The organism is Achromobacter sp. SIMBA_011, from assembly GCF_046535435.1.
Classification (GTDB): domain Bacteria; phylum Pseudomonadota; class Gammaproteobacteria; order Burkholderiales; family Burkholderiaceae_B; genus Achromobacter; species Achromobacter dolens.
In genome coordinates this window covers 501,933-521,785 of sequence record NZ_JAWRWN010000001.1, presented here as the reverse complement: position 1 = coordinate 521,785, position 19,853 = coordinate 501,933, and the positions used below count along the sequence as shown (strand labels likewise).

The window sequence follows — 19,853 nt, the reverse complement described above, 5'->3', positions numbered from 1 at the left end:
CTGATTCACTGCCGATCATGCGTCGTCGCGACCTGCTGGACCTTCTGCTCCTCGCTGCCGTCTGGGGCGGCTCCTTTCTGTTCATGCGCCTGGCCGTGGGCGAATTCGGACCGGTCGCGCTGATCGAATTGCGCGTCGGCCTGGCGGCCCTGTTCCTGCTGCCGGCCGCGCTGTGGCGCGGCAAGCTGCCGATCATCGCCAGGCACTGGAAAGCCATTCTGGTGGTGGGCATCTTCAATGCCGCGCTGCCGTTCCTGCTCTACGCCTATGCCGCCCAATCGCTCGGCGCGGGGTTCCTGTCCGTGGCCAATGCGGTCACCCCGGTATGGGGCGCGGTGGTCGGCTGGCTGTGGCTGAAGGATCGACTGCCATGGTCGCGCTCGCTGGGCCTGGCGATCGGTCTGCTTGGCATCGTGGTGCTGGTGTGGGACAAGCTCGACTTCCAAGCCGGCGGCACCGGCCCCGCCGTGGTGGCGGCGGTATCGGCGCCGATCTTCTACGGCATCGCGGCCAACTGGACCAAGCGTTTCCTGACCGGGGTGGACGCGCTGTCCAACGCCATCGGCAGCATGCTCGCCGCCAGCCTGGTGCTGCTGCCGCTGGCGCTGGCCACCTGGCCGCAAGCGCCGGTTTCAGCCGGGGCGTGGGGCGCCACCATCCTGCTGGCCGTTGTCTGCACCGGCGCGGCATACATCATCTTCTTCCGGCTGATCGCCAATGTGGGGCCGACCGGCGCGGTCAGCGTCACCTTCCTGGTGCCAGTATTCGGCGTGGTCTGGGGCGCGTGGTTCCTGGACGAGGCCATCACCGCCTCCATCCTGACCGGCGCAGGCATCATCCTGGTGGGAACGGCGTTGGCACTCGGTCTGGTCGGAGGAAAGCCTCGCGCAGCGGCCGGCCAGGGCGGATGACCTCTGCCGCCCCGAGCCTGCCCGGAGCGTAACACCTTCTAGCCGATCCGCACGCCGACAGTCCGCGCCAGAGGCTGGCCGTGCTGGTCATTGGCCGACAGCTTCGGCACAGCCGCCGCCAGCGGCCAGGCTACCGCCAGATCGGGATCATCCCACCGCAGGCATTGCTGATGCGCCGGCTGGTAATAGGTCGTCGCCTTGTACGACACGATGGCACGCTCGGACAACGCCAGGAAGCCGTGTGCGAAGCCTTCCGGTATCCAGAGTTGCAGCCGGTTGTCACTGGACAGGCGCTGGGCGACCCATTGCCCGAACGTCGGCGACCCCTGCCGCACGTCCACCGCGACGTCGTAGATCTCTCCCTCGGTCACGCGCAGCAACTTGCCCTGCGGATCCACGGTCTGGTAGTGCAAGCCGCGCAGCACATGACGGTGCGACTCCGATTGGTTGTCCTGGACGAAGCGCACCTCCCGCCCCGCCGCCGCATCCAGTTCCGACTGGCGATAAGTTTCGAAGAAACAGCCGCGCGCGTCCCGGTGTACTTCGGGTTCGATCAGCAGTACATCGGGCAGGGACAGGGACGTAATGATCATCGGAACAGCAGTCGTTTGAGCAGGCTCATCAAATACACCTCATGCGCACTATTTTGCAGCGGGCGGGCCAGCGTGGCGATGAACTGCCTGGCATCGAGCAGGTCGCATGGGCGCCGGTGTCGAGCCAGGGCACGTCGCCGACCCGTTATCCGGGCCCGCAGCCGGCCCGGCGCGAGATACGCCGGATGCAGCCGCGTTCCGGAGCCGCCGGCGAGGATGATGCCTTTGCGCGGCGCGGACGCGCTCATGGCAGCGCATCTCCGCGCCGATGGGCGCGCGCCACGATCTCGGCGACCCATTGCGGATTGTCCAGATACCAATGCAGGGTTTTCTCGAGCCCCGATTGAAAGGTCTCGACGGCGCGCCAACCCAGTTCCCGCTGGGCCCGCGAGCTATCAATGGCGTAGCGGCGGTCATGACCTGCCCGGTCCGCCACCATCTTGATCTGCGTCTTGTACGATGCGCCATCGACACGCGGGCGCGCCTGATCCAGCAACGCGCAGACCGCCAGCACAACCTCGAGATTGGTGCGCTCGTTGTCGCCCCCCAGGTTATAGGTCTCGCCCGGACGCCCGTGCGTCAGCACCTTGCACAGTCCACGGCAATGATCCGTCACGTAAAGCCAGTCGCGCACATGCAGGCCATCGCCATAGACCGGCAGCGGTTTGCCGGCCAGCGCGTTGTGCAGCACCAGGGGAATCAACTTTTCCGGAAACTGGCGCGGCCCGAAATTGTTGGAACAATGCGTGGTCAGCACCGGCAGGCCGTGCGTCTTGCCACAGGCGCGCACCAGGTGATCGCTGGCCGCCTTGCTGGCGGAATAGGGATTATTGGGCTGAAACGGGCTGGATTCGGTGAAGGCGGAGGCATCCGGCGACAGCGAGCCGTAGACCTCGTCGGTCGAAACATGCAGAAAGCGGAAGCCGTCGCGGGCCGGGCCGGCCAGGCCCGCCCAATACGCGCGCGCCGCCTCCAGCAGGCCATGCGTGCCGCAGATATTGCTCTGGATGAAATCCCCCGCCCCGGCAATGGAGCGGTCCACGTGCGACTCCGCCGCGAAATGCAGGATCGCGCGCGGCTGGTGCGTTTGCAGCAGACGGGTCACCAACGCGATGTCGCCGACATCGCCCACCACGAACACATGGCGCGTGTCGTCCTTCAACCCCTCCAGGTTGTGCAGGTTGCCGGCATAGGTCAGCTTGTCCAGATTGACCACGGGCTCGCCCCCCTGCGCCAGCCAATCCAGCACAAAGTTGGAACCGATGAATCCGGCGCCGCCGGTGACGAGAATGCTCATTGCATAGTGTTCGAATGAAGGCGACGCCTTCCGATCCGGCAGTTTACCGCCGCGGCCGCCAGCTCAATACTTATCCGACGTCCCCGTCAACGCCACCCCGATCCGCAGCAACGTATAAGACGCCGCATCCACCCACCGCCGCACCCATCCGCGCCGTTGATACTCCAGCGGACGGATGAAGCGCCCGCCTTCCTGGATCGCCGCTTCCAGCCGCTCCTGCAGGTCCCAGGCAAACGGCTGGTCATCGACCACCACATTCGCCTCGCGCGCCAGTAGCAGGCTGAACGGATCCAGGTTGGACGAGCCGACCGTGGCGACGTTGTCGATCACCGCCACCTTGGCATGCAGATAGCTCGGCATGTACTCATAGATCTCGATGCCATCGCGCAGCAACTGGTCATACAGCGAGCGCGTGGCGTGGTACTGCATGCGGTATTCGACCTTGCCCTGCAGCAGCAGCCGCACGCGCACGCCGCGCGCGGCGGCCTTGGCCAGGGCGCGGCGGAACTGGCGGCCGGGAAAGAAATAAGCGTTGGCGATGAGGATGTCGCGCCGCGCCTGGGTAATGCCATACAGGTAGGCGCGTTCGAAGGTCTGGCGAAAGCGCAGGTTGTCCCGCAGCACCAGCGCGGCGCGCAGGGTGCCACAGGGCGCCACCGGCGCGTGGCTGGGCTTGGTCAGCCGCATGCGGCTCCAGTCGCGCGGATGGCGCCGCAAGCGGGCCCAGTTCAGGCGCACCCATAGCAGGTCCTGCGCGTAGGCCGCCTCGGTTACCAGCGGGCCGCGCACCTGGACCGCGAAATCGAAGCGCGGCGCCGAGATGCCATCGGTGGGATCGAGATCGTCGTAGTCGTCGATGATGTTGATGCCGCCGATGAAGGCAATGCTGCCATCGACGATGGTGACCTTGCGGTGCAGGCGCCGCAGGCGACTGCGCGAGGGAATGAACTTCGCGAACCAGCGCGGCTCGGGACGGAAGATGCGGCATTGCGCCCCCGCGCCGGTCAAGCGCTCACGCAGGGAATCCGCGGTCTCGGCCGCGCCGAAGCCGTCGAGCACCACGCGCACCTTGACGCCGCGCGCGGCCGCCGCCATCAGACAGTCCAGCACCTTCAGGCCGGTGCGATCCAGCATGAAGATGTAGGTCTCCAGATGCACGCTGGATTGCGCCGCGTCGATAGCCTGGCACAGCGCCGGGAAAAAGTCGGCGCCGTTCTGCAGCAGCCGGATGTCGTTGCCGTCGGTCCACTCCAGCCTGACCCCCTGGGCCTTCACGGGAGTTCCAGCTCGGCCAGCAAGGGGGAATGATCGGACAGCCGCGCCCATTCGCGGCCGCGCAGCACGCGCGCGCTGCGCACGGCGAAGCCGCGCTGGTAGATGCGGTCCAGGCGGAACCAGGGAAACACGGCGGGAAAGGTGCGCGGCGGCGGCAGCAACAGGCGGGAACTGCCGTCCATGCCCAGTTGGTTGGTGCGTTCCAGCACGGATACGCCGCTGTTGGGCAGGCCGCGCAGGGCATTGCCCAGGCGCCTGACCGAATCGCGCAGGCGCGGCAATTCGCCGCCATGGCTGCGCGGGGCGTGCGAAAACACCTCGTACAGGCCCAACTGCTGCACGAACAGCGGCGCCAGCCGGTCGCCCCAGTCGTTGAAATCGCCCGCGATCAGGATCGGCTCGCCATCGGGCACCATGCGCCGGATGCGCTCGGTCAGCGCCAGGATCTGGCGGCTGCGGCTGCCGGCGAACAGGCCCAGGTGCACCACGAAGCAATGCACCGCACGGCCGTCGAGTTCGATGGTCGCGTGCAGTAGTCCGCGTTGTTCCAGGCGATGATCCGAGATGTCCTGGTTTTCGTGATCGAGGATGGGAAAGCGCGACAACAGGGCGTTGCCGTGGTCGGTGGCGCTGCGGATCGCGTTGCGACCATAGGCCACGTCCAGCTTGAGCGCGGCGGCCAGCGACTCGTGCTGGGCATCGAGCAGCGATTTCTGCTCGTTGCGGCCCTGCACTTCCTGCAGGAAGACCAGGTCGGGGCGCAGGCCGTAAAGGCCCAGGCGCAGTTCGTTCAACGAGTCGCGACGACCCAGCGCCGAGCGACCTTTATGGATGTTGTAGCTGACGACACGAATGAGCGACATGGAGGAGATGGCGCCTTCTCAAGACAGTGAAACCGCCAACCGAGGCCCACAAAAAAAAGTCCCGGCAAGCACCGCCAACCCAGGCGGCGTTTGCCAGATTACTCCAATTCCATGAACCCTTCCCACCTCGGAGACACCCTGAAACGCAGCGAACTGGCCCGGCGCGGCTCAGAGGCGCATCCGCTCAGGCAAAGCCCCGCACCCGGGACGCCCCCCAAGCCGAGCACACACAAGGCAAGCAGAAAAACGCCACAAACCCGAGACACCATCCCTAGCCAGGCCGCCGGGATCCGGCTCCGCCGGTCCCGCGCGGCGCCCCCTTGAGGGGGAGCGCCGCAGGCGCTCGGGGGTGGGCCTACTTCGGCTCTGCGTTGCGCAGGCGGATATGCAGCTCGCGCAGTTGCTTCTCGTCGACTTCCGACGGCGCCTGGGTCAGCAGATCCTGGGCGCGCTGGGTCTTCGGGAAAGCGATCACGTCGCGGATCGATTCGGCGCCGGTCATCATCGTGACGATGCGGTCCAGGCCGAAGGCGATGCCGCCGTGCGGAGGCGCGCCGTACTGCAGCGCGTCCAGCAGGTAGCCGAACTTCTCGCGGGCTTCCTCGGCGCCGATCTTGAGCGCGCGGAACACCTTGCTCTGCACTTCCTCGCGGTGGATACGGACCGAGCCGCCCCCGATTTCCCAGCCGTTCAGGACCATGTCGTAGGCCTTGGCGAACGCCTTGCTGGGATCGGTCTCGAGGAAGTCCTCGTGGCCGTCCTTGGGGCTGGTGAAGGGGTGATGCGCGGCGGTGTAGCGGCCGTCTTCCTCGTCGTATTCGAACATCGGGAAGTCGACCACCCACAGCGGCATCCAGCCCGCGGTGAACAGGCCGGTCTTCTTGCCGAATTCGCTGTGGCCGATCTTCACGCGCAGCGCGCCGATGGCGTCGTTGACGACCTTCTCGCGGTCGGCGCCGAAGAAAATGATGTCGCCGTCCTGCGCGCCGGTGCGCTTGACCAGTTCGGCCAGGGCGGCGTCATGCAGGTTCTTGACGATGGGCGATTGCAGGCCGTCGCGGCCCTTGGCCACTTCGTTGACCTTGATGTAGGCCAGGCCCTTGGCGCCGTAGATGCCGACGAACTGGGTGTAGGCGTCGATCTCGCTGCGCGACATCTCGGCGCCGCCGGGCACGCGCAAGGCGACCACACGGCTGCCGGGCGCCGTGGCGGCGGCGGCGAACACCTTGAAGTCCACGTCGCGCATGACGTCGGTCATGTCGGTGAATTCGAGCTGCACGCGCAGGTCGGGCTTGTCCGAACCGTAGCGACGCATCGCTTCGGTCCAGGTCATGATGGGGAACGGGTTGGCCAGGTCGACGCCCTGCACCACCTTGAACACGTGGCGGATCATGTTCTCGAAGATCTCGCGGATCTCGAGCTCGTTCAGGAACGAGGTTTCGCAGTCGATCTGGGTGAATTCAGGCTGGCGGTCGGCGCGCAGGTCTTCGTCGCGGAAGCACTTGGTGATCTGGTAGTAGCGGTCAAAGCCCGACACCATCAGCATCTGCTTGAACAACTGCGGCGACTGCGGCAACGCGAAGAAGTGGCCGGCGTTGACGCGCGAGGGCACCAGGTAGTCGCGCGCGCCTTCGGGCGTGCTCTTGGCCAGCATCGGGGTTTCGATGTCGATGAAGCCCAACTGGTCCAGGAACTTGCGGGTTTCGATCGAGACGCGATAGCGCAGCATCAGGTTGCGCTGCATCTGCGGGCGGCGCAGGTCCAGCACGCGGTGCGTCAGTCGGGTGGTTTCCGACAGGTTGTCATCGTCCAACTGGAACGGCGGCGTGACCGACGCGTTCAGGATCTCGACTTCCTTGCACAGCACTTCGATTTCGCCCGAGGCCAGCTCGGCGTTGGCGGTGCCCGCCGGACGCTCGCGCACCAGGCCGGTGACGCGGATGCAGAACTCGTTGCGCAGGCGCTCGGCGGTGGCGAAGGCGGCGTTATCCGGATCGAACACGATCTGCGCCAGGCCCGCGCGGTCGCGCAAGTCGATGAAGATGACCCCGCCGTGGTCGCGGCGGCGGTTCACCCAGCCATACAGGGTGACGGTCTGGCCGAGATGGTCGCGGCAAACCTGGCCGGTGTAGCAGGTACGCATCGGGATAACTCCGTTGTGTGCTTGGTAGTAGCGTAAAGGGTTACAGGTCGACGCCCGGCGCGCGCTGCGCGTCCGGCGTCGGAGAGAGCGGCGCCGGCCGGGCGCCCGGCACGGCCGGACCCGGGGCGACGACGCCCATGGAAACGATGTACTTCAAGGCCGCGTCCACGCTCATCTGCAGGTCCACCGTGTCGGCACGGGGCACCATCAGGAAGAAGCCGGACGTGGGATTCGGCGTGGTCGGCACGTACACGCTGATGTGGTCGCCGGGCAGGCGCTCGGCCACTTCGCCGCTGGGCGTGCCGGTGACGAATGCGATGGTCCAGCTACCGGCGCGCGGATACTGCACCAGCACCGCACGGCGAAACGCCTGGCCGTTCGGGGCGAGCACGGTGTCGCTGACCTGCTTGACCGAGTTGTAGATCGAGCGCACCAGGGGGATGCGGCCCAGCAGGCTTTCCCACTGGTCCACCATGGTGCGGCCGATCAGGTTGGCCGCGAAAATGCCCGTCAGCAGCACCACCACGATGACCAGGACGAAGCGGAAGCCGGGAATATCGACGCCGAACAGCGATTCGGACGACAGAAAGCCAGGCACGAACCCTTCGAGGGTGGCGACCAGCAGACCCAGCACCCACACCGTGATGACCAGGGGAACCCAGATCAGCAGGCCGGTGATGAAGTACTTTTTGATGACGCGCATACGCATCGCGCGGTTACTCAGGAGGCGGTGGACGGCCCCGCGGCGGGCGCGGGGGCAGCGGCCGGCGCCGCCGGTGCACTGGCGGCCGGCGCGGCGCTTTCAGCGGGCGCCGACGGGGCGCTGGCGCCGGTGGCCTGCTGGCCGCCGCTGCCGTTGCCGCGGAAATCGGTGACGTACCAGCCCGAGCCCTTGAGCTGGAAGCCAGCCGCGGTCACTTGCTTGGAAAACGTGCTCTGGCCACATTCGGGGCAAACCGAAAGCGGCGCGTCGGAAATCTTCTGCAGGACGTCTTTGGCATGGCCGCAGGCGCTGCACTTGTAGGCGTAGATGGGCATCGAGGGCTCCCAGGCGCGGGTCCGGTATATCTATGACCGTCGGCCGGACCTGCGCAAAACCAGGGCGCGAGGGGTCTTCCAACGGAAGGCCCCGGGGCCGGAACTGGCTTGGACCGGACAACGGCCGGGCACGGCCGGAAAAATACGGGAAAGTCTTGAATTTTAGCGGTTTTTCGTGAAAGGCCGGCGGCGCCCCCACGGCGGGGCGCCCGGGGGCGCCGCCGTGGGGCTCGCCTCACTCCCTCAGACAGGCAACAGGAACATCAGGGCGGCCACCCCCGTCGGCCCCAGCGCCGACAAAAACAGCCGTCCGGACGAGATGCTGCCATCCGGGAAATGATTCTTCAGGATGGCGAAACCGGCCGGATTCGGGGCATTGGCGATCACCGTCAGGCCGCCCCCCGTCACCGCGCCCGCCACCAGCATATAGCGCCAGGCCTCGCTGGTGCCTTCCACCAGCGACCCCAGGTAGGTCAGCGCGGCGTTGTCGGTAATGGCCGTCAGCGCGGTCGCGCCCCAGAACAGCACGAACGGCTCCAGCCCGCCCAACAGGTCCTGCAACCACCATTTCTGCAGGCCGCCCAGCACCACCAGGCCGGCCAGGAAAAAGCCCACCATCAACCCTTCCTTGATCAGCAGACGGTTCTGGTGGCGCTTGTAGGCCTCGGCAAAGCCGATGAACATCATCAGCAAGCCGAGAAAGATTGCCGGGTGGTGCGCGCTCAGCACCACCGCCACCAGGAACACCAGGTGGATCAGCATCACCAGTGCCGGCACCGGCGGACGGTTGTCCTTGCCCTCCGGGGCGTCGACCCCGCCGCCCGTGCCCACCGAACGCTCCCGCAACGCCTTGCGGCAGATGAAGGTCAAGAGGCCCGCGTTCAGGCACACCGCCACCGCCGCGCGCCAGCCGAAATGCTGCGCCATGAAAGTCGAATCCCAACCGAAGGTGGAGGCCACCATCAGCACCGGCGGCGCCGCGTAGGAGGTCAACACGCCGCCGATCGACACGTTGACGAACAGCACGCCCAGCGTCAGGTACTTGAAGCCGGCGCGGCCGCTGGTGCGGAAATAGGCATCGCGCAGCAGGATCGCCGCCAGCGTCATGGCCGCCGGCTCGGTGATGAACGAGCCGCCCAGCGGCACCAGCGACATCACCACGAGGAACGTCGCCAGCTCGCGCTGCAGCGGCAGCACGCGCGCCGTGGCGCGCACCAGCAGACCCACCAGTTCCAGAATCGGCCGGCTGGCCGCCACCACCATGATGGTGAAGACGAACAGCGGCTCGGTGAAGTTGCGGGTGTCCATGTAGCCGATGGCCGCGGACGGCCCCGACAGCGCCGCCATCGCCACGATCAGGGCGAACGCCCACACGCCGAACACCGCCTCGACTTCCGCCAGCAGGTGCCAGAAACCGGCATGCGGCCCGCCGCGATGGGCCAGGCGCGCAAACATGGGAACGGAAAACGTATGCAGCACCGCCACGACGAACAGGGCGGTGGCGATGATTTCTATGGACTGGGGCATCGAAAGCGCTTCCGGAATGAAGACCCGGGCCGCGCGCACGCGACCCCGAATCGGCGGACAAGGGTCGCACTATAGCGTAGCGGAGGCGGCCCGCCCTACAGGGACAACGCTAGGATTTGCCTACTTTTCAGGCGATCGGCGCGGGCGGTTCGCCGCCCTGCTGCGCGTCGCGCATCTCCATCAGCAGGCTGTGCAGCATTTCGGTCGACAGACCATGCAGCACCAGCCGGTAGCCGGCGCGCAGCGTCGACATGGGCACCAGCGGATGGCTGTTGTTGACCAGGATCAGGTGCTGCGGCGCGCCCAGCAATTTGGCCGCGTAGATGCCGATGGTCTCGTCCAGTTGCAGCGAATTGGCCGCGCGCCAGAAGTCGTTGTCGGTCAGCATCAGTTGATACAGCGGCGTGAACAGCTCGATGGCGCTTTGCAGGTCGAGGAAATTCAGTTTGCCCTGCGGCATGTCCTCAAGCTTCAGATCAGGATCGCGGATCATCGAAAAGTCGACGCGCTCGGGCGCATGCATTTCCACGCCCGCGTCGCGCAACGCCTGGTTCAGCCGGATCACGAAGTTGAACAGGTTCAGGTCGTGCTTGACGAACAGTTCGTCCTTGAGATCGTCGATCTCCATCGGTTCGAGCGGCGTGGTGGTGATGCGCACCGGTGAGTTGGCCGCGATGAACGACAGGATCTGCGCGCCCAGGTGGAAGTGCCGCAGGATCAGCCAGTTGGCCTCAGGCGAGACGAAGCGCTTCAGGCCCCACGCCAGGATGCGATGCAGCAGCCGCGAATGCGACCAGCGGCGCGGCAGGAAGGTCTTGATGATCTGGATCAGGATGATGCAGGCGCGCGCCAGCGGCCGCAGGAACGGCAGCAGGTACTGGCGCGAGCCGCAGCTCGAATCGGTCAGCCAGGCCTTCTTGACCTTGTCCGGCAGCGGCGTGCTGCGGTCCAGGTACAGCGCCAGCCAAGGACTCGGATCGGCGGGATCGTGGCCCTTGGCCAGGAATTCCGGTTCCTTGTTCATGCGGCGTCATCCTCCATCACGTGATGAAACTGCATCAGGTACAGCGCGGCGGTGCGTCGCGCGGTGTCGACGATACGCTGCTCGGCGCGGCCGTCCTCGTCGCAGTCCAGCGCCAGCTCCACGGCCGACAGCCAGCGCGCCAGGTGGTTCTCGTCGTTGTGGCCATGGTATTCCAGGAAGCGGAAGGCGTCCGGCGGCAGCTTCAGGCTGGCCTTGAGCAGCGGCAGCAGGGCCGGCACGATGCGCTGGCCGGTGCCCTCGATGATGTAGATGGCGCCCAGGAGGCCGATCGGGTCGCGCGTGGCGGCCAGGCTGTGCAGATAGGCGTTGAGCGCCTCGCCGCCGGGGTTGCGGCGCAGCGCATCGATGTTGTCGATGCTGCCGCCGGCCGTGCGGTAGTCCTGGAACAGGATCTGGAAGTCGTTCTGCTCCTCGCCGGCGTGCATGTCGATCAGCGCGGCCAGCGGCTGGTACTGCTCGGTCAGCGAGGCCGCGCCTTCGCGCATCCACTTGCTGCCCTCGCGCACCTGCGGGATCCAGTTCTCCATCCAGTTCAGGTAGTCGGCGGTCTCGAAGCGGCGGTTGCGCAGGCGCCGCACCACCGGCGTGCGCCAGACGCGCGAGCGGTAGTCGTGCCAGATCGCCGCCAGTTCGGTCAGCAACTGGCCCAGGCCCTGCGGCGCCATGTCCGGATCGTGCGGCGGCGCGATGGCGTCGGCATCGGCGCTGTGGGCGTCCTCGCGCCCGGCCGCGGCCGGCGTGGCGCCCACGGCCACCGACGGCGCGGCGTCATGCGCGGCCTCGGCCTCCAGCAGCATGTAGGCCGCCATGAACCGGCCCGACTCGGGGATGTAGCAGAAGATCTGCTCGCCCGGCTTGATCTCGCGCGTTTCCAGGAACTCGGCCAGCATGATCAGGATCGACGCCGCGCCGGTGTTGCCGCGCCAGGCCAGGTTGCTGAACCAGCGCTCGCGCGGGATCACCAGGCCGGCCTTCTCCATCAGGTCCTCGACCACCGGAATGAATTTCTCGGACGAGTAATGGCACAGGAAGTGGTCGACCTGGTCCGGATCAAGCCAGCCGTCGCGCACCAGCTTGGCGTACTCGTGGATGCCGATGTCGAACAGATGCGGCAGCAGGCGGATGTCCTGGCGCAGCGACAGCGCGCCATCGGCCTCGGCCTCGTTCCACGACGGATAGTCCAGGTGGCCCTTCTGCCGGTCGGCCGACAGGCCCAGTTGCATGCACACCGGATAGTCGCCCGAGAACGAGCGCTGGTGCACCCACTTCAGGCGCAGCCGCACGCCCTTGGACGCGCCCGGCAACGGCCGGCCGCCGCGTCCCAGCAGCAAGGCGCCGGCGCCATCGGACAGCATCCAGCGCAGGAAATGCGCGTCGAAGTCGGCGTCATAACCACGCGCGGCAAAGCGCGAGCGCTTGAACAGGCGCGACGGCAGCTCGGCCGCGACCGCCAGCGCGCTGGCATGGCCGCCCATCTCGACGCCCTGCGCCGCCACCTGGATCGCCGACACGCCCGCGGCGCAGATGCCGTGCACCGACAGCGTCTCCATCGGATGCGCGGCCAGCTCGCCCTGGATCATGTTGGCAAAGCCCGGCATCAGCGCGTCGCCCCCGGACGAGCCGCTGGTCAGCAGCGACACGTCCGCCAGGTCGCCGTCATTGCGCCGCAGGCAATCGCGGATGGCGTTGGCGGCCAGTTGCGCGTTGGTGAAGACGGTGGCGCCCTCGGCATCGATCGCGTAGTAGCGCTGCTTGATGCCGTTCTCGGCCAGGATGCGGCTCTTGATGCGGCTGGACATGCGGTTCAGCGGCGCGATGTAGCTGTCCATGGCCTCGTTGGACACGGGTTCGCCCGGCATGAAATAGCCGGCGCTTTCCAGGTAGACACGATTGAACGCGATAGGCATGGCGGGTCTCTTTTGGCAGGTATGGAGTGGCGGCGCTAGCGCACGTGCTCGGGCGCCATGCACGAGCGGCTGCGAAAGCGCGGCAGGAAGGTGCCCAGCACGAACACGCGGAACATGTACGGCGTCAGGCCGCCCTCGTTCAACGCGGGCGTCACGCGGGCCCGGTAATGGTCGCGATGCAAGCGGGTCAGCTCGGCCCAGTGCGCGCGCGGATTCTCGTGGTGCGCGGTGTGCAAGCCGATGTTGAACAGCAGCGGATTGACCAGCCCTTCGAAGTTGCGGGCGTAGTTCAACCCTGCCACCGCGCGCGGTCCGCCATCGGCGTGCGCGTGTTGCAGGTAGTTGGTGGCCAGCAGCCAGTGCAGGCCGTGCAGTTGCGGGATGATGACGAACACCAGCGCCTTGACCGGATTGATCGCCAGCAGGCCGCCCCACAGCCCCAGCCAGGCGCCGTACTGGCACATGCAGTAGCGCCACGCGCCCGGCCAGTGCCGGCGCAGCCGTCCCAGCCAGGCGAAGAACAGCGGATACAGCACCCACACCGCCTGCACCGGATGGATCAGATAGCCCCACAGGTGATTCGTATCGCCGCCAAAGCGATAGGTGCGCGCCACGTCGCGCGCGCCATGCTTGTAGCGGTGGTGGTTGGCCACGTGCGCCGGGTAGAACACGAAGGTGGGATGCCCCTGCAGCAGCGTGATCCAGAAATCGGTGGCGCGGTTGGCCCAGCGGCCATGCCACATGCGGATGTGCGTGTGGTTGTGGTGGATCACGCCGATGCCCAGCGTCAGGAACAGCATCAGCGCGTACAGCGGCCACCAGAAGCCATGCAGCCACTGCCACGCCGCCAGGGCGGGCAGCGCGGCCAGGTAGGCCAGGCTCTGCCAATCGCGCCTGTTGCGCAGCGCGGGCAGCCGGCGCGTCTTGCTAAGCCCGTCCGCCAAGCGATTCTCGCTGCCGGAAAGCTTCCAGCTGGGGCGCGGCCGCCTCGGCCTTCAGCCGGGTGCGGAACAGGCGGTCCATGAACGTGAACTGGAAACCAAAATTGCCGTTGTAGCAGGCGTGGTGCAGGTGATGCCGGCGGCTCGCCGCAAACCAGTGCGCATACGACACGTTGGGAAAGAAGTCGTAGTTGGCGTGGCCGATGCAGTTGAAGAACAGGCTGAACAGCGGCACCGACGCCAGCGACCAGAAGCTGAAATCATGCAGCACCATCGGCAGCATGATGACGTTGCCCAGCATCAGCGCTTCGATCGGATGGAAGCTGTAGGTCGAGAACGGGGTGGTCACCACCGAGCGGTGGTGCGGCAGGTGGAAACGGCGCAGCAGCTTGGTGTGCAGCAGCCGGTGGTTGATCCAGAAATGCACATCGTTCCAGGCCACCAGCGCCAGGATCTCCAGCGTGATCTTCTGCCAACTGGCGTCGGGGTCCAGGTGCGCCCAACCCAATTGCAGCAGGCCCCACGGGAAGATCATGCCGGTGCCGAACAGCAGGATCGACACGCCCGACTGCGTGAATTCACGGCGCAACTGGCCCGGCGCCAGCGGCCGCGGATCGAGCGGCCGGCCGATGCCCAGCGCCGGCAGGATGTGCTGGGTCAGCAGCCAGGTGGCCGCGCCGAACAGCAGGTAGATGCCGCCGAAGAACAGCAGGCCCGCCAGCATGACCTGCCAGGCGGACAACGCGACAAAAGCTTGGGCCATGAACGTTTTGTTTCACCCCGGAGAATGGCCGCATCATAAGCAATCCGTCAGCGGCGCGGTGAGACATTTATTACCAAATGAATCTGGACGCCACAAAGCTGCCGCTCCCGGGCCAAAGTTGCGCCTATTGGCAGGGAAACTGCCGGTTCAAGCCCGCTACCGCCGCGTCCATGCGCCGTGCCAGTGCCGCGCTCGCGGCCGGCATCGGCTCGCGCAGCTCCGCGCTCAACAGCCCCTGGCGCCCCAGTTGCGCCTTGACCGGCCCCGGATTGGGTTCGGCGAACGCCAGTTGGATCACCGGCGCCAGCGCCTGGAACAGCTTGCGGGCCAGATCCAGTTGCTGCGCCCGCACCGCCTGGTACATGGCCACGAACAGATCGGGCCGGATGTGCGCCGCCGCCGCGATCAGGCCGCTGCCGCCCAGGCACAGCAGCGACAGCGATTGCAGGTCCTCGCCCGCCAGCACGTTCATGTTGCCGTCGGCGATCAGCGCCAGGGTCTTGTCGAGCGAACCGCCGCAATCCTTGATCGCGGCGATGTTCGGATGCGCGGCCAGCGACAGCAATGTCGCGGTCTCCAGCGTTGTGCCTGTGCGATAGGGAATGTCGTACAGCACCAGGGGAAAGCGCGAGGCATCGGCCAGGCTGCGGAAATAAGCGGCCGCGCCGTCCTGGCCCGGGCGCACGTAGTACGGCGCCGGCGCCAGGATGCCGGCCAGCGGCCGGGTGCCGAACGCGGCCAGGCGCTGCAGCACGTGCCCCTGGTGATTGCCCGCCAGGCCCATCACCACCGGCATGGCGCCGGCCTCGTTCAGCACGGCGTCCAGCACAGCCAGTTGCTCGGCGTCGTCGAGCGCCGCGGCTTCGCCCGTGCTGCCGCAGACGACCAGGCCGTCGACGCCCGCGGCCTTGAAATGGCGCACCAGGCGGCGCAAGGCCCCGCCATCGACGGCGCCGCCGGAAAACGGCGTCACCAGGGGGATCCAGACGCCTTGGAACGGGGATTGATGAGTTTGCATGAACACTCCTTCGGTGTAAGCGGACCGTGGTTGGACCGTACAGAAGTGCTCGGGATACTAGGGGGTGCGCGCGAAGGCGCCGTGGCGCCGCCGTGAGGCCGCTGTTCCGTCGCCCATCTGACGGAACAGCATGCTCCGGTCAGATGAGCGGCTGTTTTTTGGATTTCAGGCCGGCGCAAACCGTATCCACGCCGAGGGCGCGGAACAGGAAAGCGGACAGGATGGCCTGAGGAATCATGAATGGAATAAAGGGTTGAAACCGGCCGCGAACGACCGATGCGCAAATCTACCGGGCAGCCGCGCCCCTGTCAACGCAGGCTGGCCAGGAAGATCGCGCACAGCGCTTCCATGCCCTGGCGATCGTCTTCGTCGAAACGGTCCGGCACCGGACTATCCACGTCCCACACGCCGATCAACTCACCCTGGTGCACCAGCGGCACCACGATCTCGGAACGCGAGGCCGCGTCGCAGGCGATGTGGCCGGGGAACGCGTGCACATCGGGCACCAATTGCGTCTGGCGCTGGCTGGCGGCCGCGCCGCACACGCCGCGATTGAGCGGAATGCGCACGCAGGCCGGCTTGCCCTGGAACGGGCCCAGCACCAGCTCGGTGCCGTCGAACAGGTAGAACCCGACCCAGTTCAGGTCGGGCAGCGCCTGGTAGGCCAGCGCGCTCAGGTTGGCGGCATTGGCGATGCGGTCGTGCTCGCCGTCAAGCAGGGCGCGGGCCTGCTTGGCCAGTTCGGCGTACAGCGCGGCCTTGGAGTCGGCGGTGATCGGGGCGGCTTCAAACATATATCTAAATGTAACTGTACAGGCGATTATCGATGCAAGTGATTTTAGGGGCTGCCCACGATAAAGGGGCCGCCTTGCCACGCTGTGGGACAATAGTTTACGCAGTAACGTCTTTACCGCCCCGTTGTCATCACCCCGTCACTCCCCTTCTTGATTAAGAAGCAAACCATGGACAAGCCTCTCGAACCGACGTTCGCCTTTTCCGAACGCGCCCAGCAACTCACCAGCTCCGCCATCCGCGAGATCCTCAAGGTCACCGAGCGGCCCGAAGTCATTTCGTTCGCAGGCGGCCTGCCGGCGCCCGGCGGCTTCCCGGTAGAAGTGGTGCGTGCGGCATTCGACAAGGTACTGTCCACCAACGGCCGCGCGGCCTTGCAATACGGCCCCACCGAAGGTTACGCGCCGCTGCGCCAATGGGTCGCCGACGACCTGAACCGCGCCGGCGCCAACGTCGCCGCCGACCAGGTCCTGATCGTGTCCGGCTCGCAGCAGGCGCTGGACCTGCTGGGCAAGGTGCTGGTCGACAAGGACAGCAAGGTGCTGGTCGAAGACCCCAGCTACCTGGGCGCCCTGCAGTCGTTCAGCCTGTACCAGCCCAAGTACGTGCCGGTGCCCACCGACGACGGCGGCCTGATTCCCGAGGCCATCACCCCCGAGCTGGCCGCCGGCGCCCGCTTCCTGTACGCGCTGCCCAACTTCCAGAACCCCACCGGCCGCACTCTCAGCCTGGAACGCCGCATCGCGCTGGTCAAGCGCGCCGCCGAGCTCGGCCTGACCATCATCGAGGACGATCCCTACGGTGAACTGCGCTACGCCGGCGAACCGCAGCCGGGCCTGATCGCGCTGGCCGCCGAGTACGGCGCCAACGTCGTGCGCCTGGGCACGTTCTCCAAGGTGCTGGCTCCCGGCCTGCGCCTGGGGTACATCGCCGCCGCCCGTCCGCTGATCCACAAGCTGGTGCAGGCCAAGCAGGCCACCGACCTGCACACGCCCACGCTGACCCAGATGGCCGTGTACGAGATCGTCAAGGACGGCTTCCTCGAAGAGCACCTGCCCAATGTGCGCGAGATCTACCGCGCCCAGGGCAGTTGCATGCTGGACGCCATCGCCCGCGAATTCCCCGCCACCGTCAGTTGGACCAAGCCCGAAGGCGGCATGTTCATCTGGGTGACGCTGCCCGAGCACATCGACAGCACCAAGCTGCTGGAAAAGGCGATCGCCCAGAACGTCGCGTTCGTGCCGGGCGCGCCGTTCTACAGCGGCGCCAGCCGCGCCAACACGCTGCGCCTGAGCTTCGCCACGGTGCCGGAAGACAAGATCCGCACCGGCATCGCCATCCTGGGCAAGCTGCTCAAGGAATACACGGCCTGAAAACCGGGTCCTGACCACGCTTGACGGTCCCACGGCCGGGCGCGATGCCCGGCCGTTGTTTTATGCTGTCGGCTTTCCTCCCTTTTCTTTCGCCGTGACAGTGAGCGCTCCGCAATCCTCTCCCGTCGACCTCAGCGACATCGTTTTCACCGACTGGGTCGAACGTTGGCTGCCCAAATCGTGGCGGCCCTACGCCCGGCTGTGCCGGCTCGATCGCCCCATCGGCACCTGGCTGACGCTGCTGCCCTGTATCGCCGCGCTGGTCCAGGCCGCTGGCGGCCTGCCCGACCTGCAACGCCTGGTGGTGTTCTCGCTGGGCGCGCTGCTGATGCGCGGCATCGGCTGCACCGTCAATGACATGTGCGATCGCAACTTCGACAAGCACGTCGAACGCACCCGCTTCCGTCCGCTGACCAGCGGGCAGCTCAGCATGCGTAATGCAGTCTGGTTTTTATTGGGCCAATTGGTGGTCTGCGGATCGCTTTTGTTCTTCCTGAATGGCATGAGCCGCTGGCTCGCCGTGGCCGTCCTGCCATTCGTTTTCATCTATCCCCTGTGCAAGCGCGTGACCTACTGGCCGCAGGTAGTGCTGGGCATCTGCTTCAACTGGGGCATGCTGATGGCGTGGTCGGATACGCAGAACCATGTGCCCCTGGCGGCCATCGCGATGTGGTTCGGCGCGGTGCTGTGGCAGGTGGGTTACGACAGCATCTATGCCTACGTCGATGTGCGCGATGACCGCAGCCTGGGCCTGCATTCCACGGCCATGCGCTTCGGCGACCAGGGCAAGTTATGGATCGGCGGCTTCTATCTTGGCACCGTGATTTTGTGGGCCTGGGGCGGCTATGCCATCGGCATGTCGTGGGCCTATTACGTCGGCATGGCGGCGATCGCCGTGCACCTGGCGTGGCAGTTGAAAGTGTTCGACATCCAGCGCCCCGACCGCAATTTCATGCTGTTCCGCGCCAACCTCTGGCTGGGCGCGATGCTGGTCGCGGCGGCGCTCGCGGGCACCCTGATCGGCTGATCCGGCGCATTGCGGATGCCCCACGCTTAAGGGATGATGCCCGCTCCGAGACGTGTTTTACGGAGACCCGCATGTCCGCTTTGACCAAAACCTTGCTGGCCGCCACCGCGGCCAGCGCGTTGTCCGGCCTGCTGCCGGCATACGCCTACGACCACGCCGAATGCTCGGCGCAACGCGGCTGCGCCGCCAAGATCTGCCACCTCGAACGCGAGCTCAGCTACGCACGCGCTCACAACAACTCGCATCGCGTCGCGGGCCTGCAGAGAGCGCTGGCAGAAACCAAAGCGCATTGCACCGACAGTCGCCTGGAGGCCGAGCGCGAGGCCGACGTACGCGACAAGCAGGCCAAGATGGCCGAGCGTGAGGACGAGCTGAAGGCCGCACGCGCCAAGGGCAAGGAGGAAAAGATCCTCAAGGCCCAGCGCAAGCTGGATGAGGCGCGCGCCGAATACGACGCCGCGCTGGCCGATTTGAACCGCTGATCCCTCGCCCCTCTGGCCCCCCTGGGCCTAGTCCCGGGGGCGCGCCCTCTTTCCCCCGGCTTGCGCCACGCGGGGGCTCTCGTTATTGCCTGTTCCAGGCACGCCTGACGCGCCCGCGAACGCCCCATTGGGCGGTCCAGGCGCGCGGCTCCACGCCGATCTCCCCCGTCGACCACTACCTATTGCGTCATCAAATGGAAATATCGCCACCTATGGTGCCATTTGGTAAGTTCCCGCCTGATTAGTATTCATTTTGGAAAGATGTTTTCAGGTAATAAGGGTTTATCCCAAGGTAATTTGAGCCGAGAATGCATCTCATCGGGACACAGCAAGCGACCCCCGGCAATCAGGCCAGAGGATCGGATCCCAAGCTCAAGACATATGGAGGTCTGCTATGAAAACCCTTGCTACCGCTTTGATGCTGTCCATGTCCGTTCTGGCCGCCGCTGGCGCCCAAGCCGCTGAAGCCGACCAAGGCCCGACGCGCGCCCAGGTCCAAGCCGAACTGCAACAAGCCAAGGTTTCCGGCCAATACACCTTCGGCGAAGAAGGCTACCCCGCCGCCATCGCCCAGAAGTCCAGCCTGACCTCGCAGCAAGTCCAGGAGCAACTGGCCCAGGCCAAGAACGCTGGTGAAGTCACCTTCGGCAACATGGACTACCCGCCCGTCGCCCACGCCGCCAGCACCACGTCGCTGAGCCGCAGCCAGGTCCAGACCGAACTGGCCCAAGCCAAGGCGGAAGGCCTGGTCACCTTCGGCAACATGGACTACCCCCCCATGGGCAGCTGATTGCACGGCCTGGCTTCCAGGCCCTGGCAATCGCCCCCCAAAAGCCCTCCGGCCTCACCCGGGGGGCT

General features: G+C 66.3%; 20 protein-coding genes. 5 read left to right on the top strand and 15 right to left on the bottom strand.

Translation table 11 applies throughout. The annotated features are described in order from the left end of the window. Nucleotides 1–17: 17 nt before the first annotated feature. Nucleotides 18–911 (top strand): DMT family transporter, encoded by an 894-nt coding sequence (locus SB816_RS02450; protein WP_410546465.1) that lies wholly within the window; start codon nucleotides 18–20, stop codon nucleotides 909–911. Between the two features lie 38 nt (nucleotides 912–949). On the opposite strand, the gene rfbC is transcribed toward SB816_RS02450, so the two are convergent. The 15 genes from rfbC to SB816_RS02375 form a co-directional block, all read right to left on the bottom strand. Beyond that, entirely contained in the window at nucleotides 950–1,504 is a 555-nt protein-coding gene (gene rfbC, locus SB816_RS02445) for a dTDP-4-dehydrorhamnose 3,5-epimerase (protein ID WP_144656118.1), read from the bottom strand. Beyond that, the gene (locus SB816_RS02440; RefSeq protein ID WP_144656122.1) at nucleotides 1,501–1,752 is read right to left on the bottom strand and encodes a hypothetical protein; all 252 of its coding nucleotides are present in this window, start codon (nucleotides 1,750–1,752) and stop codon (nucleotides 1,501–1,503) included. The genes rfbC and SB816_RS02440 overlap by 4 nt, the downstream gene beginning before the upstream one ends. Continuing rightward, nucleotides 1,749–2,801, bottom strand: coding sequence for a dTDP-glucose 4,6-dehydratase (gene rfbB, locus SB816_RS02435; protein ID WP_054500276.1), 1,053 nt, complete (start codon nucleotides 2,799–2,801; stop codon nucleotides 1,749–1,751). Before rfbB ends, SB816_RS02440 begins: the two co-directional genes overlap by 4 nt. 63 nt (nucleotides 2,802–2,864) lie before the next feature. After that, nucleotides 2,865–4,076: a cardiolipin synthase ClsB gene (gene clsB / locus SB816_RS02430; RefSeq protein ID WP_269875885.1), complete on the bottom strand. Its 1,212-nt coding sequence runs from the start codon at nucleotides 4,074–4,076 to the stop codon at nucleotides 2,865–2,867. After that, nucleotides 4,073–4,939, bottom strand: coding sequence for an endonuclease/exonuclease/phosphatase family protein (locus SB816_RS02425; RefSeq protein WP_064523998.1), 867 nt, complete (start codon nucleotides 4,937–4,939; stop codon nucleotides 4,073–4,075). The genes clsB and SB816_RS02425 overlap by 4 nt, the downstream gene beginning before the upstream one ends. A gap of 355 nt (nucleotides 4,940–5,294) precedes the next feature. Next, on the bottom strand, nucleotides 5,295–7,082 hold the full coding sequence (gene aspS / locus SB816_RS02420; protein WP_049077151.1) for an aspartate--tRNA ligase: 1,788 nt from the start codon (nucleotides 7,080–7,082) through the stop codon (nucleotides 5,295–5,297). A gap of 40 nt (nucleotides 7,083–7,122) precedes the next feature. After that, the gene (locus SB816_RS02415) at nucleotides 7,123–7,785 is read right to left on the bottom strand and encodes a DUF502 domain-containing protein (RefSeq protein WP_054500273.1); all 663 of its coding nucleotides are present in this window, start codon (nucleotides 7,783–7,785) and stop codon (nucleotides 7,123–7,125) included. Between the two features lie 17 nt (nucleotides 7,786–7,802). Beyond that, nucleotides 7,803–8,120 carry an FmdB family zinc ribbon protein gene (locus tag SB816_RS02410; RefSeq protein ID WP_054500272.1) on the bottom strand — a complete coding sequence of 106 codons (318 nt, stop codon included), beginning with the start codon at nucleotides 8,118–8,120 and terminating at the stop codon, nucleotides 7,803–7,805. A 243-nt stretch (nucleotides 8,121–8,363) separates the two neighbouring features. Beyond that, nucleotides 8,364–9,647 carry a putative Na+/H+ antiporter gene (locus SB816_RS02405; protein ID WP_410546464.1) on the bottom strand — a complete coding sequence of 428 codons (1,284 nt, stop codon included), beginning with the start codon at nucleotides 9,645–9,647 and terminating at the stop codon, nucleotides 8,364–8,366. Between the two features lie 127 nt (nucleotides 9,648–9,774). Next, on the bottom strand, nucleotides 9,775–10,671 hold the full coding sequence (locus SB816_RS02400; RefSeq protein ID WP_054500270.1) for a DUF6999 family protein: 897 nt from the start codon (nucleotides 10,669–10,671) through the stop codon (nucleotides 9,775–9,777). After that, nucleotides 10,668–12,599 carry a StlD/DarB family beta-ketosynthase gene (locus SB816_RS02395; RefSeq protein WP_054500269.1) on the bottom strand — a complete coding sequence of 644 codons (1,932 nt, stop codon included), beginning with the start codon at nucleotides 12,597–12,599 and terminating at the stop codon, nucleotides 10,668–10,670. Before SB816_RS02395 ends, SB816_RS02400 begins: the two co-directional genes overlap by 4 nt. Before the next feature lie 35 nt (nucleotides 12,600–12,634). Continuing rightward, nucleotides 12,635–13,543 (bottom strand): fatty acid desaturase, encoded by a 909-nt coding sequence (locus tag SB816_RS02390; protein ID WP_054419900.1) that lies wholly within the window; start codon nucleotides 13,541–13,543, stop codon nucleotides 12,635–12,637. Then, nucleotides 13,527–14,303: a sterol desaturase family protein gene (locus SB816_RS02385; protein WP_054500268.1), complete on the bottom strand. Its 777-nt coding sequence runs from the start codon at nucleotides 14,301–14,303 to the stop codon at nucleotides 13,527–13,529. Before SB816_RS02385 ends, SB816_RS02390 begins: the two co-directional genes overlap by 17 nt. 124 nt (nucleotides 14,304–14,427) lie before the next feature. Continuing rightward, nucleotides 14,428–15,321: a 4-hydroxy-tetrahydrodipicolinate synthase gene (gene dapA, locus SB816_RS02380; protein ID WP_049077167.1), complete on the bottom strand. Its 894-nt coding sequence runs from the start codon at nucleotides 15,319–15,321 to the stop codon at nucleotides 14,428–14,430. 308 nt (nucleotides 15,322–15,629) lie between these two features. After that, the gene (locus SB816_RS02375) at nucleotides 15,630–16,115 is read right to left on the bottom strand and encodes a GAF domain-containing protein (RefSeq protein WP_049077169.1); all 486 of its coding nucleotides are present in this window, start codon (nucleotides 16,113–16,115) and stop codon (nucleotides 15,630–15,632) included. Nucleotides 16,116–16,283: 168 nt separating this feature from the next. Between SB816_RS02375 and SB816_RS02370 the strand changes: the two genes are divergently transcribed. From SB816_RS02370 to SB816_RS02355, 4 genes are all read left to right on the top strand, one after another. Then, the gene (locus SB816_RS02370) at nucleotides 16,284–17,486 is read left to right on the top strand and encodes a PLP-dependent aminotransferase family protein (protein ID WP_054500265.1); all 1,203 of its coding nucleotides are present in this window, start codon (nucleotides 16,284–16,286) and stop codon (nucleotides 17,484–17,486) included. A gap of 100 nt (nucleotides 17,487–17,586) precedes the next feature. Next, on the top strand, nucleotides 17,587–18,513 hold the full coding sequence (gene ubiA, locus SB816_RS02365) for a 4-hydroxybenzoate octaprenyltransferase (protein WP_054500264.1): 927 nt from the start codon (nucleotides 17,587–17,589) through the stop codon (nucleotides 18,511–18,513). 71 nt (nucleotides 18,514–18,584) lie between these two features. Continuing rightward, complete coding sequence (locus SB816_RS02360) at nucleotides 18,585–18,995, top strand: DUF1090 domain-containing protein (RefSeq protein ID WP_410546463.1); 411 nt, start codon at nucleotides 18,585–18,587, stop codon at nucleotides 18,993–18,995. 394 nt (nucleotides 18,996–19,389) lie between these two features. Continuing rightward, nucleotides 19,390–19,785: a DUF4148 domain-containing protein gene (locus tag SB816_RS02355; protein ID WP_080977534.1), complete on the top strand. Its 396-nt coding sequence runs from the start codon at nucleotides 19,390–19,392 to the stop codon at nucleotides 19,783–19,785. The last annotated feature ends 68 nt before the right edge of the window (nucleotides 19,786–19,853 follow it).

Coding starts and splice junctions, on each gene's coding strand:
- SB816_RS02425 (WP_064523998.1), bottom strand. CDS start 4,939: ATGTCGCTCATTCGTGTCGTCAGCTACAACATCCATAAAGGTCGCTCG.
- SB816_RS02395 (WP_054500269.1), bottom strand. CDS start 12,599: ATGCCTATCGCGTTCAATCGTGTCTACCTGGAAAGCGCCGGCTATTTC.
- SB816_RS02370 (WP_054500265.1), top strand. CDS start 16,284: ATGGACAAGCCTCTCGAACCGACGTTCGCCTTTTCCGAACGCGCCCAG.
- SB816_RS02400 (WP_054500270.1), bottom strand. CDS start 10,671: ATGAACAAGGAACCGGAATTCCTGGCCAAGGGCCACGATCCCGCCGAT.
- dapA (WP_049077167.1), bottom strand. CDS start 15,321: ATGCAAACTCATCAATCCCCGTTCCAAGGCGTCTGGATCCCCCTGGTG.
- SB816_RS02415 (WP_054500273.1), bottom strand. CDS start 7,785: ATGCGCGTCATCAAAAAGTACTTCATCACCGGCCTGCTGATCTGGGTT.
- SB816_RS02375 (WP_049077169.1), bottom strand. CDS start 16,115: ATGTTTGAAGCCGCCCCGATCACCGCCGACTCCAAGGCCGCGCTGTAC.
- SB816_RS02410 (WP_054500272.1), bottom strand. CDS start 8,120: ATGCCCATCTACGCCTACAAGTGCAGCGCCTGCGGCCATGCCAAAGAC.
- SB816_RS02385 (WP_054500268.1), bottom strand. CDS start 14,303: ATGGCCCAAGCTTTTGTCGCGTTGTCCGCCTGGCAGGTCATGCTGGCG.
- SB816_RS02360 (WP_410546463.1), top strand. CDS start 18,585: ATGTCCGCTTTGACCAAAACCTTGCTGGCCGCCACCGCGGCCAGCGCG.
- SB816_RS02450 (WP_410546465.1), top strand. CDS start 18: ATGCGTCGTCGCGACCTGCTGGACCTTCTGCTCCTCGCTGCCGTCTGG.
- aspS (WP_049077151.1), bottom strand. CDS start 7,082: ATGCGTACCTGCTACACCGGCCAGGTTTGCCGCGACCATCTCGGCCAG.
- rfbB (WP_054500276.1), bottom strand. CDS start 2,801: ATGAGCATTCTCGTCACCGGCGGCGCCGGATTCATCGGTTCCAACTTT.
- SB816_RS02440 (WP_144656122.1), bottom strand. CDS start 1,752: ATGAGCGCGTCCGCGCCGCGCAAAGGCATCATCCTCGCCGGCGGCTCC.
- rfbC (WP_144656118.1), bottom strand. CDS start 1,504: ATGATCATTACGTCCCTGTCCCTGCCCGATGTACTGCTGATCGAACCC.
- SB816_RS02355 (WP_080977534.1), top strand. CDS start 19,390: ATGAAAACCCTTGCTACCGCTTTGATGCTGTCCATGTCCGTTCTGGCC.
- SB816_RS02405 (WP_410546464.1), bottom strand. CDS start 9,647: ATGCCCCAGTCCATAGAAATCATCGCCACCGCCCTGTTCGTCGTGGCG.